16 protein-coding genes and 1 tRNA gene are annotated in these 16421 nt (G+C 41.7%); 12 read left to right on the top strand and 5 right to left on the bottom strand.

Annotation, left to right across the window (positions count from 1 at the left end; genetic code table 11):
• Positions 1-88: 88 nt before the first annotated feature.
• Positions 89-1405, bottom strand: coding sequence for a pyridoxal phosphate-dependent aminotransferase (locus tag KTR06_RS04390; protein ID WP_008640584.1), 1317 nt, complete (start codon positions 1403-1405; stop codon positions 89-91).
• Positions 1406-1557: 152 nt separating this feature from the next.
• Between KTR06_RS04390 and KTR06_RS04385 the strand changes: the two genes are divergently transcribed.
• Positions 1558-1631 (top strand) — tRNA-Asp (locus KTR06_RS04385).
• A 74-nt stretch (positions 1632-1705) separates the two neighbouring features.
• Here the strand turns inward: KTR06_RS04385 and KTR06_RS04380 are convergent.
• On the bottom strand, positions 1706-2710 hold the full coding sequence (locus KTR06_RS04380; RefSeq protein ID WP_217290006.1) for a beta-ketoacyl-ACP synthase III: 1005 nt from the start codon (positions 2708-2710) through the stop codon (positions 1706-1708).
• 412 nt (positions 2711-3122) lie between these two features.
• On the opposite strand from KTR06_RS04380, the gene KTR06_RS04375 reads away from it, so the two are divergent.
• On the top strand, positions 3123-3341 hold the full coding sequence (locus tag KTR06_RS04375; RefSeq protein WP_008022164.1) for a DUF4248 domain-containing protein: 219 nt from the start codon (positions 3123-3125) through the stop codon (positions 3339-3341).
• Positions 3342-3475: 134 nt separating this feature from the next.
• Here KTR06_RS04375 and dnaB read toward each other — a convergent pair whose 3' ends face one another.
• The 3 genes from dnaB to KTR06_RS04360 form a co-directional block, all read right to left on the bottom strand.
• Positions 3476-4855: a replicative DNA helicase gene (dnaB, locus tag KTR06_RS04370; protein WP_055236510.1), complete on the bottom strand. Its 1380-nt coding sequence runs from the start codon at positions 4853-4855 to the stop codon at positions 3476-3478.
• Between the two features lie 8 nt (positions 4856-4863).
• Positions 4864-5481 carry a hypothetical protein gene (locus tag KTR06_RS04365; protein ID WP_074706544.1) on the bottom strand — a complete coding sequence of 206 codons (618 nt, stop codon included), beginning with the start codon at positions 5479-5481 and terminating at the stop codon, positions 4864-4866.
• 267 nt (positions 5482-5748) lie between these two features.
• On the bottom strand, positions 5749-6051 hold the full coding sequence (locus tag KTR06_RS04360; protein WP_055236512.1) for a DUF4248 domain-containing protein: 303 nt from the start codon (positions 6049-6051) through the stop codon (positions 5749-5751).
• Positions 6052-6282: 231 nt separating this feature from the next.
• Here KTR06_RS04360 and KTR06_RS04355 point away from each other — a divergent pair, with 231 nt between their 5' ends.
• The 10 genes from KTR06_RS04355 (at position 6283) to KTR06_RS04310 (ending at position 16396) form a co-directional block, all read left to right on the top strand.
• Positions 6283-6690: a hypothetical protein gene (locus tag KTR06_RS04355; protein ID WP_055236513.1), complete on the top strand. Its 408-nt coding sequence runs from the start codon at positions 6283-6285 to the stop codon at positions 6688-6690.
• Between the two features lie 112 nt (positions 6691-6802).
• Positions 6803-7210, top strand: a complete 408-nt coding sequence (locus KTR06_RS04350) for a hypothetical protein (RefSeq protein ID WP_008022169.1) — start codon at positions 6803-6805, stop codon at positions 7208-7210.
• Between the two features lie 3 nt (positions 7211-7213).
• On the top strand, positions 7214-8518 hold the full coding sequence (locus tag KTR06_RS04345) for a DUF3440 domain-containing protein (protein WP_004313604.1): 1305 nt from the start codon (positions 7214-7216) through the stop codon (positions 8516-8518).
• Entirely contained in the window at positions 8515-9057 is a 543-nt protein-coding gene (locus KTR06_RS04340; protein ID WP_004313605.1) for a ParB/RepB/Spo0J family partition protein, read from the top strand. Before KTR06_RS04345 ends, KTR06_RS04340 begins: the two co-directional genes overlap by 4 nt.
• 702 nt (positions 9058-9759) lie before the next feature.
• Positions 9760-10125 carry a hypothetical protein gene (locus tag KTR06_RS04335; RefSeq protein ID WP_120070456.1) on the top strand — a complete coding sequence of 122 codons (366 nt, stop codon included), beginning with the start codon at positions 9760-9762 and terminating at the stop codon, positions 10123-10125.
• Between the two features lie 21 nt (positions 10126-10146).
• Positions 10147-10719 (top strand): DUF3575 domain-containing protein, encoded by a 573-nt coding sequence (locus KTR06_RS04330; RefSeq protein ID WP_217290005.1) that lies wholly within the window; start codon positions 10147-10149, stop codon positions 10717-10719.
• 8 nt (positions 10720-10727) lie between these two features.
• The gene (locus KTR06_RS04325) at positions 10728-12239 is read left to right on the top strand and encodes a DUF3868 domain-containing protein (RefSeq protein WP_087321852.1); all 1512 of its coding nucleotides are present in this window, start codon (positions 10728-10730) and stop codon (positions 12237-12239) included.
• Between the two features lie 57 nt (positions 12240-12296).
• Positions 12297-14006, top strand: a complete 1710-nt coding sequence (locus KTR06_RS04320) for an Mfa1 family fimbria major subunit (protein WP_004308188.1) — start codon at positions 12297-12299, stop codon at positions 14004-14006.
• A gap of 276 nt (positions 14007-14282) precedes the next feature.
• Complete coding sequence (locus KTR06_RS04315) at positions 14283-15281, top strand: FimB/Mfa2 family fimbrial subunit (RefSeq protein ID WP_004308186.1); 999 nt, start codon at positions 14283-14285, stop codon at positions 15279-15281.
• A gap of 2 nt (positions 15282-15283) precedes the next feature.
• Complete coding sequence (locus KTR06_RS04310; protein ID WP_217290004.1) at positions 15284-16396, top strand: fimbrial protein; 1113 nt, start codon at positions 15284-15286, stop codon at positions 16394-16396.
• The last annotated feature ends 25 nt before the right edge of the window (positions 16397-16421 follow it).

The following is a 16421-nucleotide window of genomic DNA, read 5'->3' as shown; positions in this document are numbered from 1 at the left end:
AATGTAAGAAAAAAAACGGAATAACAATCGTTATTTCCGTTTTTTTTCATTTAAAGAATGGCTTTTATGAATATCTTATGTCAGATAATCAGGCTATCGGATGATTTTCTGCAAATAGTTTCATTCTTTCGTCCAGTTGCGCATACTGATGGTCTTTAATAAAAGAGGTACACGCGCGTAATCCTTCCTGATGGCTTCCTGTTGTAACCAATGAGATCGCGCTTACTCCGTAGTACATCAGTTCTTTGGCAAGTTCGCCGCTGGTCATTCCCGGATATCCGATGGTGAAATAGAATCCGTCCGCAATCGGGTCGCCCAAGTCGTTGTCATATACCAGGTGGAAACCGTGACGGAGGAAGATTTCTTTCAATTTTTGTGCTCTCTTACCATAGATCTTCACTTCGTTGAGGAAGTTATATTGTCCTTCGTTGGCAGCTTTCAGCATGGCAGCCATGGCGAATTGTGCGGAATGACTCGTTCCTGATGAAAGTGCATAAAGTACGCGATGGATGAAAACTGTTCCAAAGGTACCGCCGCCATATCGTTTGGTCAGTCCCGGATAGCTTCGGTGGTATAATTTATCAGAGATACAGCTTACGCCAATACGCTGTCCGGCGTAGCTGAATGCTTTCGAACCGGAAATCAACAATACATAATTATCTGTATAATGGGCTACTGATGGCTGGAAAGGAGGTTGGTATGGTTTGCTCAAATCCTGCCGGAAGTCCATGGCGAAATAAGCCAAGTCTTCCAAAACAATCACATCATACTGCGTTGCCAATTCACCGATAATCTGCAATTCTTCCTCTTTCAGGCAAATCCAGCTGGGGTTATTGGGATTCGAATAAATGATAGCTGATATATTTCCTTTTTTCAGATAGCTTTCCAGTTTCTCTTTCAGTTTGTCTCCGCGGTAGTCATATACATCAAACGTTTCGAACTTTTGTCCCATTACTACCAACTGCTGCTTCTGTACCGGAAATCCGGGATCGATGAATAAAATCGTATCTTTCTTTTCGTCGCATTGGCTGCAAGTGAGGAATGAAGCGAATGTTCCTTGCATAGAGCCGGTGACAGGTACACATCCCTCCGGATTTAAATCCACGTTGATAAATGCTTTGATAAAGTTGGACGCCTCTTTTTTCAGTTCCGGCAATCCGTTGATATCGGGGTATAGGCTGGCAATGCCATTTTGTAACGCTTCAATCTCTGCTTTCACACCTACTGCGGAAGGAGGGAGCCCCGGAACGCCCATTTCCATTTTAATAAATTCAACTCCCGATGCAGCTTCTGCTTTCGAAGCAATAGCTTTCACTTCCCGAATGGTAGCTTTTGAAAAATCGACAATTTGAAACTCATTTATAGTTTCATCAATCAGATGTCGTTCAATTGGTGTATTTTTCATTCTATTTTCTATTTTATTAGTAGCTGCAAATGTACACGATAATTCTTAATAAATCCACTTTTTCAGAAAAAAGATACTGAAGCTATTGCAGGTTTCAAAAAAATATCTACCTTTGCATCCGCAATCGAGAGAGATGCTTTAGTGAATATTTTGGTGCGTTAGTTCAGTTGGTTAGAATACATGCCTGTCACGCATGGGGTCACGGGTTCGAGTCCCGTACGCACCGCACTTTCCAAACAAAAAATCCTCTGGTTTCTAGTAAATCAGAGGATTTTTTATTTGGAAGATAGCGATTAATCGCTATCTGTTTTTTCCATCATATCCCCATTTTATATAGATAGCTCCCCAGGCAAATCCTGCTCCGAATGCAGTGAGAATTAGGTTATCTCCTTTTTTGAGTTTATCTTCAAAATCCCAAAGGCAGAGTGGGAGAGTGCCTGCACTGGTATTGCCGTATCGTTCAATATTAACCATGACCTTTTCGGCGGGAACTTCCAAACGTTGTGTTACAGCAGTGATAATGCGTTGATTAGCTTGATGGGGAATCACCCAGTTGATATTGTCTTTGCTTAGATGGTTTCTTGCAATAATAGATTCACAAGCATCCGCCATGTTAGATACCGCGTATTTGAATACAGTGCGTCCTTCCTGGTAGATGTAGTGCATTTGATTATCCAATGAATAATAAGAAGGGGTGCATACGGAACCACCGGCTTTAATATGTAAAAAAGGTAATCCTTTACCATCTGTCCTTAACACAGCATCCATAATACCCAAATCTTCAGTAGTAGGTTCAAGCATGACGGCTGCTCCGCCATCGCCGAAAATAGGACAAGTTGCCCGATCGGTATAGTTTATTATTGACGACATCTTTTCAGCACCTACAACCACCACTTTCTTGTAATTTCCGGAACGGATAAAGTTAGCTCCTGTTTCCAATGCATATAAAAAACCACTGCAAACGGCCTGTATGTCGAAAGCAAAAGCTCTTTTCAGTTCCAGTCTCTCACATAAAATAGAAGCAGTGGAAGGAAGGCGGTAATCAGGAGTTGTTGTAGCTACAATTACCAGATCAATATCATCCGGATTTGTATGGGTGCGTTTTATCAGTTGTTTGACAGCTTTACGAGCTATGTAAGAAGTTCCTAGTCCTTCATCTTTCAGAATACGCCTTTCCTTAATACCAATACGCCCCATAATCCATTCATCGGTGGTATCTACCATTTTTGAAATCTCATCATTGGTCAAGATATAATCGGGTACATATCCTCCGACTCCTGTAATTACTGCGTTTATATTTTCCATTTGTTTTATCTAGTTTGGTAAATTGAATAAGGAGGTTGATCCAATAATAAAAATGCGGGCGCAAATATATGGAAAAGAGACTGAAATCCAATATTAGTTTGTGAAACTGTAGCCTTTTTAATTAATAAAAAGGAATATTTGACCAAATTTTGTCTGACTTTTTAATAGACGATTTTTGTTTAAGGTGACAGACTGTCGTAAATACTTGATTGATAGAGCATCATGAGTACTATTCCAATATTGGTAACCAAGAAGTTTGCGAGCAACTTGTTTTGGCATAAAGATGGCATGTCGGTTATTCAATTTGTACCTGTCAGTAATGCATGATAATAGTCAGTTATTCATTGAAAAAGTATTGCATATGTGAAAATATTTTGTTAATTTTGTAGATATAAATCAAAGCTTATTTATCATGAAAGAATTCACAATACGTGCGTATGGCCGTATGGAACTTGCCTCACTTTATTCTCCCGAACTAACCGACATCGCTGCTTATCGAAAAATGAAGAAATGGATCCTGTTATGTCCGGGACTTCTACAACGCCTGTATGACCTGGGTTATCAGCCCAACTGCCGTTCTTTCACACCTTTGGAGGTAAGAGTGATTATAGACGCATTGGGAGAACCATAAGACACGGGATAAGATTGTTGAAACTTTAAAAAAAGAAGAGATCGTAAAGCATTGCTTTTCATAACCTAAAGCATCGCTTTACGACCTCTAAAGCTAAGCTTTAGCTCTTGTAAAACACTGTCTTATTATACCGTTCAGGTAGTTGTATTCTTTTTCATCCAATCTATTCCGGGTACGTAATCCTCCAGTTTCGTCATACTCGGATCATGTCTGAAATAAAGCTCACCAGTCATTCCGTTGCGGTGTTTCACAATACCCATCACACCCAATCCATCTGTAGAGTAGGTGCTTTTGCGGTCTGTCGCACGTCCGGAGAGAGCAGGGCGGGAAAGCATCAGTACTAAATCAGCATCTTGTTCGATAGCCCCACTTTCGCGAAGGTCACTCAAACTGGGACGGTTGTCGGGATGCCCCTCTACATTACGATTTAATTGACTGAGTAGTATCACAGGGATATGCAATTCTTTTGCCATCATCTTGGCTTTGCGGCTAGCTTGGGCTACTTCCTGCTCTCGGTTGCGGTTGTGTTGGTCTGTTTTCATGTCACACAGTTGCAGGTAGTCGATGATGACACCGTCACATTTTCCTTTACTTTGTAGCAGTTTAGCAGAAGAACGAACGTAATCCATACTCACCGACGGATTATCATCGATATGAATAGGTAGATGAGACAACTCTGTTGATGCCTCGTGTATTTGCCGTAATTCGCTGGGAGTTAATTGTCCGCTGAGGAGATGATCGGGGTTAACTCCCGTAGTGGCAGCCAGTAGCCAGCGGTCTCCCAAACGTTCACCTTGCATTTCAAGACTATATACAGCAATGTGATATCCCGCCGAAGCAGCGGTGCGTGCCAAATGTAGGGCGAATGCCGTTTTCCCTACTGCAGGACGGGCAGCTATAACAATCATGTCACCTGCTTGCCAGCCGCATGTCAGGCGGTCAAGATCAGTAAATCCGGTTGGCAACCCTGTGACACCATTCTTGTTGGAGGCTGTACGGACTTCTATTAGTTTAATGGTATCCTCCATAAGTTGCAGCATAGAACGAAGATGCTCGGTAGTACCACATTCCTTTTCCAAACGATCGAGGAGGGAATGGGCGTCTGCCAAGGTATCGTCTATATCAGTCGTTTCGTCGGCAGCCAGTGCCAGCAGTTTGTGAGATCCTAAAATCGTTTCACGACGGATATATTTCTGTTTGAGAATCCGGGCATGATATTCTAGGTGAGCACTCGACACTACGCGTGAACTGATACGCACCAGTGTATAAAGCCCTCCTATAAATTCGAGCTTGCCATGCCGGGCAAGTTCTTCTTTTATGGTCATGATATCAATTACTTGCCCGGCATGGTACATACCCTGCAAGACAGCATAAATCTCACGGTTCGTTTCAGTGTAAAATACTTCCGGCCGTAATATGTCGGCAACCAGTGTAATAGCTTTGCTTTCCAGCAGGCAGGCGCCGAGCACGACTTCTTCGAGTTCGGCGTCCTGTGGGTTTGTTATCTCACTCATTTTCTTTTCTAATAGTCATATTCATTCATAAATGCCTTATTTGACAAATAGGAGGCAGCCTGCATACAGTACTTGATATCCGCCAGATTATCATAATATTCATCGATGTGACTAAGACTGAGACAACGTTCGTTGACAGATAACTTGTTCCATTCCCGACGAGCACGGCCGACATTGGTTTTAGGCTTCCGGGTAATATCATGATATTTTTCCCAAAACGCATCGAAGGTGATACCGTCAGCTTCGGCACGGACACTTTCCCGACGTTTCTGTCCGACCAACAGATCGTAGTCGGGTATGCGGATGTGAGTGATATATGGATTAGACAATCTTTCGATAATACCTTCATCGTACATTTTATTGAAGAAATACCGCGTGCGACTGCGTTTCCAACCGAATAATTCTGCCCAATGAACCATGGACATTACAGATTCACCCCGCCGGCATTGAAATGTGTACTGGTGGATGCGACATTCCACAGTACTATAATTGACATGCGTTAATACCAAAATAAACGCGTCGAAATATCCTGTTGCACCTTTAGTCACTTTTATTTGCTCCTCGAATAAGACTTTAGGGAAGAGGAGATATCCCTTTTTAAGCATTTCTGCTGTAGATTTAATCATACTTTATATTGTTTTAATTTGGTGCGAAGGTAGTCCGGTTGGTTGAGATGTACAATTTTACGGTTATGAACGGCTAAATATTTTAATATTGGCTCATGTGTCCAATACCCCTGATTATTACCTATATTTTTGGACCTCTCTGTCTGCCTTCTTCTACTCTTGCTCAAACGCCCTGTTAAAAGGGGAGGTCGGTATGCCTATATTAGCACTTCGACCACCCCTTCATCCATTAATATATAAATGAAAAAAAGAATGTATTAAAATACATTATATCTTTTTCCCCATTTTCGGGACAGCAAGATATGAATTCTTTTTTATCATTTCGTATACTAATGCAGGCGTTCCCCAGAACCTTACAATAATCGCAATTTGCTGAGGAGTGAGCGTTGTGGTATGCGGGGTGAATCCCGCTTCCGTGAGTTGGTTCAGTAATACTGCATGTTCTTTGATGATCCGCCGGAACGCTTTCACCGCTGAACAATTATACTGATAGTTCGGAAAATAAGCTACTGCCACTTCGGACAGTGCATGGCAGCCATGAAGCAGCCAGTCAAAAGATTGATTATCCATTGTTTAAAATATTTAAATATTCCGCAAAAGTACGATTCGTTTCATTGGAAGGAAAAACCGATTTTATGATGCTGGTAATTTAAATGTGTTATAAGTATGAATATTTTTAAATAAAAATCTAATTATTTAAACAATCTTCTCTATATTTGCATGTGAGATTAGATTTTATATGGCATTTTCCCGGTTAATAATCAGTAAGGTCAAACCGTTTATATATAACTAAATTTTATAATGTCAAAAGGAATAGAGAACATAAAAGAACGTTTACAACGAAAGCGTGAACAGTACATTCGTCAGGAAGAGAAAATAGAACAAATGAAATGTACAATGCAAAACACTAGCGAGGAAATAGAGCAGCTGGAATATGTTCTTAGTGAAATGGAACACATATCGGATACGCATCGTGAGCCACGAGTGATTCCCAATGACAAAGTGGGAGACGTGTTTGCATATCTCTGTCGGGTGTTTGAGTTTTTACAGCACCGCTTAAAGCTGCATTTTAAATATAAACTGGCATGTGAAGTCATCTTTGCCCGTTATCAATTTCAAAGCCGGTCGCATACTCCCGGGCGGGAATATCTAAGCTTTGCCACCATACTGACTTACTTTAAACGTGAGAGAGGAATGACGGACGGGTGATTTCAAAAATATCGAAATATAGAGATAATAACATGAAAAACAAATGTTTTAGGAACAGAAATGACGAATTTGATATTTTTTCCTTATTTTTGTGTGTCCATTTTTGAATGATATGATACAGATAATACGATTAAAAGGAAAAGACAAACATTTATATCGGCTTGTGGCGCCGATGGTGATGGATCCCGAAGTGATACGCGCAAACAATAATTACCCTTTCAAGACGGGCGAAGAGTATGTGTGGTTTATTGCGATTGAAGATAAAGAAGTGGTGGGCTTCGTGCCGGTGGAACAGAAAAGCCGGAAGAAAGCTGTAATCAATAATTATTATGTAAAGGCAGAAGACGCCGGACGGGAGGAAATCCTGTCGCATTTGTTGCCTGCCGTTATTGCGGAATTCGGGCCTGAGAGTTGGTTGCTCAATTCGGTCACACTGGTACAAGATAAAGAAACATTTGAAAAGTTTGAATTTGTATCGATGGACAAGAAATGGACACGGTATGTAAAAATGTATAGATAACTTATGGCGAAAAAGAAAATAGCAGGCACAAAGAATGTATATGAATTAGCACAAGAACGACTAAAAGTTATATTTAATGAATTTGATAATATATATGTGTCATTCTCCGGAGGTAAAGACAGCGGGGTACTGCTGAATATGTGTATCGATTATATCCGGAAGAATAACCTGAAGGTACGTTTGGGAGTTTTTCACATGGATTATGAAATCCAGTATAAAATGACCATCGACTATGTGGACCGGATGTTGGAAGCTAACAAGGATATTCTGGATGTGTACCGGGTATGTATTCCTTTCCGTGTGGCTACCTGTACCTCGATGTATCAATCCTTTTGGCGTCCCTGGGAAGATAATAAAAAGAATATATGGGTTCGTTCCATGCCTAAAAAGGCAATGACCAAAGATGATTTTCCTTTTTATAATACAACCATGTGGGATTATGAATTCCAGATGCGTTTTGCGCAATGGATACACAACAAAAATGACGCAGTGCGCACTTGTTGTCTGATCGGAATCCGTACACAGGAGAGTTTCAACCGGTGGAGATGTATCTATATGAGCCGTAAATTCCAGATGTATCATAAATACAAATGGACTTCAAAAGTAGGGAATGATATTTATAATGCCTATCCTATATTCGACTGGAAGACAACGGATGTATGGACGGCCAATGGAAAATTCCAGTGGGATTATAATACTTTATATGACCTTTACTATCGTGCCGGAGTCAATTTGGAGCGTCAGCGTGTAGCAAGTCCTTTTATTAACGAAGCGCAAGAGAGTCTGCAACTTTATCGGGTGCTAGATCCCAATACCTGGGGCAAAATGGTCGGAAGGGTGAACGGTGTGAACTTTACCGGTATGTATGGCGGTACTCATGCGATGGGATGGCAGTCGGTGAAACTTCCTGAAGGATATACATGGCGAGAGTTTATGTATTTCTTGTTGTCCACTTTGCCGGAACGGGCGAGGAAAAACTATCTTCGTAAACTTTCAGTGAGCGTGAATTTCTGGCGGACAAAAGGTGGATGTCTAAGTGATGCTACCATCCAAAAGTTGATTGATGCGAAAGTACCGATTATCGTTATGGACAACAGTAACTACAAAACGTTGAAAAAACCGGTACGTATGGAATATCAGGATGATATCGACATTCCGGAATTCAAAGAAATACCCACGTATAAGCGAATGTGTGTTTGTATTCTTAAAAATGACCATGCCTGCAAATATATGGGATTCTCACCTACGAAGGAGGAGATGAGTAAGAGGAGTCAAATTATGGAACAATATAGAATCATAGTATCATGAGTGTAGATAAAAGCCCTGTTTACGAGGTAAAAGCGGTACCCGTAGAAAAAGTATATGCGAACGATTATAATCCGAATGTCGTTGCACCGCCTGAAATGAAGTTGCTGGAACTTTCTATTTGGGAAGATGGCTTTACAATGCCATGTGTATGTTACTACAATAAAGATGAAGACCATTATATACTGGTGGACGGCTACCATCGCTATACGGTATTGAAAACTTCCCAACGAATCTATAAGCGTGAAAACGGCTTATTGCCGATTGTGGTGATAGACAAAGACCTGTCTAACCGTATGAGTTCGACCATCCGGCACAACCGTGCGCGTGGAATGCATAACATTGAATTGATGTGCAACATTGTTGCGGAACTTGACAAGGCAGGTATGTCCGATCAATGGATAATGAAAAATATTGGTATGGACCGTGATGAATTGTTGCGTCTGAAACAAATTTCAGGACTTGCCGATCTGTTTGCTAATCGCGAATTCAGTATTCCTGATGAGGTGGCACCTACGGAAACAGAGCGTAAAACCTTATAATTTGATAACTATATATACATATAGAAATTGAACTTTTTGTCATTTAGGCACAAATTATACAAGTTATTGGGCTATTTTGTTGTATAAAATAGCTATGTCTTTTGTCTAATTTGTGCCTAAGTTGTGTCTAAATGACACAGAAAACTATAACTTCCCTCCATTGTCCAAGTTTTTATGAGAGAAACTTGGGATTTTTTTAATATTCGCATATCGAAAGAAATGAGGATATTAAATATTTTTGTTGTGAATTTCGTAACCCTCTTGTTCGCTACCTGCATAATTAGCCTCTTTATTCTAAGTTGATTCTCTGTAACAGAAATGAATACAATTTTGTATCTCCTTTAATATTCCGAAATTTGCAATATGAGATTTGGACAAAAATATTGTCCTGAGAGAAAAGCAAAAAGAGAAATAAGAGAGATATACAAGAAGTAGAAGAAAGTATATTAGAGAATTAATGAGAGAAATAACAAAACTTACAATCAGTATTTTATATTTGATTTTTTTATTATCTGTGATGTGTGTGCAGGGGTCGAATGTGACCGGCACTCTCTTTCAATTAACATCGAAGGTGACAACTTGTGCGGATATATATGCCAGGTTGTTGACTAAGCCGTTGAGCAATCCTTTGCTTGGCTCTCTGTCTTATAGTGACACTCAAGAAACTATCCCCATGAATTTATAACATTAAAAACAGGAAATTTGGAAAAAGAAGTTCATATTAGACAAAGGGAAGCTGTTCCTGCTACGGGAAGTACACTTCAGCTCATGCCTACTGGAAATTTAAATTCGGAGGTGTATGAAATCGATTATTTCTGCCTTACGGGCGAAGTGGATGAAAGTGCTAAAAATTGGATTCGTCTGTATTCTTCCGTAATGCCGGAGGGACATACAGGAGAAGAACGCATTATCGTTGAAGACGGTAAGATCTATATTAAGGTATTGCCCAATGTAGAGGCGGATTCCAGAAACGGAATCGTACATCTCACAACAATGGTGTCTTCCGTTAAAACGGGCATCAGTAATGTGCAACGCATAAAAATAGATATTACTCAATTGGGGCAATAAACAACAGTAAATGTGATATAAATGAAGAAAGTTGCTATACTCATATTATTCATGCTCGGATGTGCCATTTCCGAGGGTCATGCCCAGAAGGTTGCGCTGAAAAGCAATCTGCTGTATGACGCTACTACTACCATGAATCTGGGACTGGAGATCGGACTGGCGCGTAAATGGACGCTGGATATTCCGGTCAATTATAATCCGTGGAAACTTTCCGACGGCAAACGCCTCCGTCATTTGGGGGTACAGCCCGAAATCCGTTACTGGTTTTGTGAGAGTTTTCACCGTATGTTTGTCGGAATGCATGGACATTATGCCGATTTCAATGTAGGGGGATGGCCCGACTGGTCTTTTATCAGTGACAATATGCAGCATACGCGTTATCAGGGATATCTTTATGGTGGTGGCTTTTCCGTAGGATATTCGTGGATTCTGAAAAAACGCTGGAGTATAGAAACATCTGTCGGAGTGGGATATGCGCACATTGTATATGACAAGTATCCTTGCGCTACTTGTGGTACGAGACTAAAGGAAAGCAGCAAAAACTATTTCGGGCCTACTAAAGCAAGTGTGTCACTTATTTATGTAATTAAATAATGAGGAGTATGATAATAAGAAAAATAGGTTTCCTTGTGTGTATGTTGGTGGTTTGCAGCCTGAATATAAACACAGCTATGGCTCAATCCCGCTCTTACGAAGGTGTCATTACTGTGAATCCGGTGCGGTTGGAACAGAAAGGTGATTTTATTCATGTCGATATAGATTTTGTTTTGAATAATGTGAAAGTGAAATCTGCCCGGGGAATGGATTTTATTCCGCGGCTGGTGACTCCCGGACGTACTCAGAATCTTCCGAAAGTTTCTATTAAAGGTCGTGACGAGTATCTGGCGTATGAGCGTGAGCTTGCGTTGATGAGCGCCAAAGAGAAAAGAAACTACGAGAAGCCATATATAGTGGAAAAAGCTGGAAAACTAAGAAATGATACGATTCGGTATCAATATCTGGTTCCGTTCGAATCATGGATGAAGGATGCGCGCTTGGACGTGCAGCGTGATGAATGTGGTTGCGGCGAAACGGCATTGATGAACATAGAGGAGTTTGGCAAAGTGACGTTGGAACGTGTATGGACGCCTTACGTAGCGGTTCCTCAGTTTGCTTATCTGCAACCGAAAGCGGAAGAAATCAAACAACGGGATATTCAAGCAGAATGTTTTCTGGATTTCGAGGTGAATAAAGTCAATATTCGTCCCGAATACATGAATAATCCTCAGGAACTAGCTAAAATCCGCAAGATGATCGATGAGCTGAAGTCCGATCCGAATGTGAAAGTGAACCGTCTGGATATTATCGGTTATGCTTCTCCGGAAGGAACATTGGCAGCGAACAAACGTCTGTCTGAAGGGCGTGCCATGGCGCTTCGGGATTATCTGGCACACAGATACGATTTTCCGAGAAACCAATACTACATTGTCTTTGGAGGTGAAAACTGGGACGGACTGGAGAAGGCGCTTGAAACAATCGAATTGGAATATAAAGACGAAGTGCTGGATATTATCAGGAATATACCTATTGAAAAAGGAAGAGAAACAAAACTGATGCAACTTCACGGAGGAACACCTTACCGATACTTGTTGAAGTATATTTTTCCAAGTTTGCGTGTGGCTATCTGCAAAGTGAATTACGAAGTGAGGAATTTTAGTGTGGAGGAAGCGAAAGAGATTATCAAGACGCGTCCGCAGAATTTGAGCTTGAATGAAATGTTTCTGGTGGCTAATACCTATCCGACAGGCTCGCAAGAGTTTATTGATGTGTTCGAAACGGCTGTACGGATGTATCCGCAGAGTGAGATTGCAAATATAAATGCTGCTACTGCCGCTTTATCACGCAATGACTTGGTTTCGGCCGAACGTTATCTGGGTATGGTGAATTCGAATAAGAATTTGCCGGAATATAATAATGCTATGGGAATATTAATGTTAATGAAGGGAGATTATGAATTATCGAAGAAGTATTTGAAGGTCGCAGAGCAGTTAGGTCTGGATGCAGCTAGGGGCAATCTGGAAGAATTAGTCAGGAAGAAGGCTAATGCTGCCGAGATGAGAAAAAATGGTAAGTAAAACTTACTAATTAAGTGGGAAATTATATATGTATTAATTCTAATAATTTTTTGTATTATGCTAAAGATTAAATCAATTTTAGTTTCGTTGCTGGCCGTTGTGGCATTAGCAAGTTGTTCAAATGAGAATCTGGAGGAAAATCCGGAGGTTGAAGGGGGAGCAGGTTATGATGTAGCTTACGTATCAATTAGTCTGACTAATCCAAAAGTGCCTGGTTCACGTGCTTCTGGTGAACAGCCGGCTTTGCCTGCAGAAAGCGCGATTAATGAGCTTTATGTGATTACGTTCGATGCGGGTAAGGTGGTGACTAAGGATGAAAAGGCAACTAAGTATGCCACGGTATTGGGATCAGGTTCTTTCGGAACAAATAGTGGAGTTACGACTCCGAATACTCCGGTTAAAGTGGATCCGAATACTAAGTATTTGCTTGTTATAGCCAATCCGGGTTACCAATTAAAGGATCGCTTGGATAACCTTTCAGAGGGTGCAACCTATGCTACCATCAATGCAATGGTTACAGTTCCTGAAAACAATACTAAGCCCAACAATGCTTATCTGGTAGAGGAGGTTGTACACTCCAATGGTTGTGCAATGATTAATGTCGGATTCTACGATGATTCCGATTCGGATCCATCCAATCATGCATGGAAAGATGAATGTCTGCTCGATGTATCGGACAAGATTGTTTTGGTCAGTGACTATAAATCGGAAGCGCAAGCTCAGAATGCAGCGAAAAGTAATCCGGCTACTCTTGAGATAGAACGCCTTGCTGCAAAGTTGGAAGTTATGATTGGCAGTCCATTAGCAGTTGGACCTTTTGAAGATGGAACAAATGCAAGTCTTGGACAATTTGATTTTGGAAACTGGACTATAGACTACTATAACTCTCTGTTCTATCCTTTTGCAAAGAAGACTACCACAGCGTCATCTCATACTACCGGATTCTACAAAAGTAACTTCTATACAGTTGACCCGAACTTTACGACTGCAGGTGGAACTGAATATCTTACAGGCATTGTTAAGAATACACTTGATGCTAACCGCGAACCTAAGGTAGAGTGGGTTGCTGAAAGTGCAGATGCGGGTGATAATTATAAATACTGTATCGAGAATACGATGGCTGAAGGATATCAGAAGTTCGGTGCGGCTACGCGTCTGGTACTTAAGGGACAGTATGCACCTTGGAAGTCCGGTGAATTTACTTTGGGAGATGACTGGTATCGTCTTCCTAACGGAACTAACTCTGTAAACTTCAAAAGTTTTGCTGACTTGCTGGCTGCTTATACACCTGCTAAAGCTAAACAAACAAACTCAGACCCTATGACCGCCCAGGAGAAACTCTTGGTTACAGCATGCGAACTGTTCTATACTCAGATACAATCTGAACTTACCACCAATGATCCGGGTAGTTTTGCTCTTCTTACACAGACTATTCTTGATGACAACAACATTAAGAATGGTGGTGAACTGTGTAAAAAAGAAGGTTGCATCTATTGGTATCCAAAGAGTCTCAACTATTACTACTATGAGATTCGTCATGACAATGCAGCCAACTCTTATATGGAGTATGGAAAATACGGTGTAGTACGTAATAACTATTATACGCTTACGCTGACAAAGGTAAATGGTAACGGTACACCGTGGTATCCTGGTGGTGGACCCGAAGATCCGGATGAAGAAGAAGATATCGATAAGAAAGGTGCTTATCTCCACTTTGAGATTAAAGTTGCTCCGTGGATATACTGGACTACAAATTTCGAAATCTAAAGAAACTCTTTACTTTCAAAGAAAACAGGGCAGTGCGGACTGCCTGCCCTGTACTTTTTTTAATAGATATTCTGTGCGGAACAGACCGCCGAAAAAAGTAAAAACAAGCCGGTGACAGGCTTCCCAAAAACAGCACTGAAATATACCGGCGCATCCGAGATGCAATGAAATGCAAAGCGCGCCCCTAAAAGAGGAAATAACCGGAGGTCACAAAATAGAGATCTCTGACAATATAAAATGGCAAACCGATAGGGTTGCCTCCTAAAAGAAAAAGATATGTTCGGAAAAACTAAATCGCTGTTCCTTATCGTTGCTTCGATGCTATGTATGGCTTCGTGCGACAGTATACGCGAAGACCTTCCACGGTGCGAGCTTTGGTTGGAATTTGTATTCGACTACAATATGGAATATGCGGATGCATTTAATCCGCAGGTTAAATCGGTGGATGTACTTGTGTTCGACAGCGATGATAAATTGCTTTTCACCAAAAGTGCCGAGGTTGCTGCGCTGGTGGGTGGAAACCGGATGTCGTTGACCGACGAGCTCGATTTCGGAAGTTATAAAGTACTGACCGTCGGAAGTCTGTCTGACAGATTCCGTCTTTCGGACAATGCAGGTAATAAACTGGCACCGGGAACTAGCACCCTCCAACAGGTCATTGTATCCCTGAAGCGAGAGACGGATGTTGTTAATTTCGAGTTTCAGCATCTTTACTTCGGAGAGGTTGTAGAAGTGGACCACCTGCCATCCAGTACCGACCATAAAATTTATCCGGTGAACCTGATACGTGACACCAATCGGTTTAATCTCGCGTTAATGGGATATGAGGAAAATAAAGTGGATGGCACACAATATACATTTGAAATTCAGGCGCCGGAAAATGCAGTTTATTCCTGGGAAAACGAACCCGCAGGACAAGGGCCGGTTACTTATGTGCCTTACTATACAGGTCCGGGTGAAATATCCGACGTGGTTATGTCCGCACGCCTGAACACGATGCGTTTGCTCAACAGGAGTGGATGGGATTATAAATTTATTATAAGGGATGCGAATACCGAAGCTGAAGTCTGGAGCTATAATCTGATGACACTCTTGAGTATTGCACGGCCGGTTTCCCGTTACGACGGAACGGAGCTTCCCTTTCAGGAATATCTTGACAGGCAGAGTGAATGGAACCTGATATTTACAGTTGTTGAAAAAAACGGAGGAGGATTCCTTCAAATTGGTATTGTCGTGGGGAACTGGATTCATTGGCTCCACGGGATGGAAGTTTAAGAATGAGAAAAAAGCTATTACATATCATTTGTCTGGCATCCACCATCCTTTTGTTCTCATGTAGTAGAGAAGCTGATGTGGCTTATGAGTTGCCTGCCCATACTACCCGGGCGCAACTTAGCATCGACTTGGTGAACAATGGGGATGTGGAACAACAGGAGAAGATAAACTCCATGCGGTTTATCGTATTCGGCAGCACGCCCGGTGGCGTGAGGCTGGATGTGAATGAACACATCCTGTTGAGTACTCCGGAGACAGCTACTGATATAGATGCGCAACTTCTCGAAGTGACGTCCAGTAATGATATCCTGGTCGTAGTTATTGCCAACGAACCGCAGAGCCTCACAAGCAAACTTGACGGTATAGCCAATCTTTTGACGTTGCAGGAGATGATTTACGATATCTCCAGCATACTGAATAGTGACGGGCAGATTATTTCGGCAACCGGAATGCCTATGACAGGAGTGATCCGGGATATATCCATAGCACCTGATGAAACCAAAACAGTACAAATGGTGATCGAACGTGCCGTAGCCCGGGTAGATGTCTTTATCGAAGCTATAGACGGTGGGGCGGTGACCGGATATATTGCCGGAAGCACTAGTGTCACCTTGCACAATTTCTCCTACGATAGCTATTTCGTGATGGGAAACGTGGACAACGGCACGCGTGATAACACCGACTCTTCAAAAAACTACGGAAAAGTGAAGGAAGACGTGTCGGAAAGCAATTTGTTAACGCATAAGTGGACAGCTGCGACTACAGAAACTTGGGCATATTCATCTGCTCCCGGAGCTGAAAACCGGAAGTTGCTTTGCTCGTTCTACACAGCCGAACGTCTATTCAAGTCGGATTATTCCGACCGACTGTCTATCAGTATGGCTAATGTCCCGAAAGGCCCTTCGGACGTCACCGGAATAACCGAGAAAGTAATTGAAAGCGTAACAAAGGTTGACGGTACAGGCAGTCCGACAGCGCAACCTTTTACAGAGATCCGTCGGAACAATGTGTATCAGGTAACGGCACGCGTCGGAAAAATAGGTATTCAGATACTGACGATAAGCGTGGAAGATTGGGGTGAAAGACAAGACATTGACTTGGATCTGGGCTTGTAATATCTTTCGTTGATTGTTTTTAATT

The sequence above is a fragment of the Bacteroides sp. MSK.20.12 genome (assembly GCF_019052435.1).
GTDB classification, from domain to species: Bacteria; Bacteroidota; Bacteroidia; order Bacteroidales; family Bacteroidaceae; genus Bacteroides; species Bacteroides xylanisolvens.
Note: the sequence above shows the minus strand (reverse complement) of the source record. Positions and strands in the feature narration are given on the sequence as shown.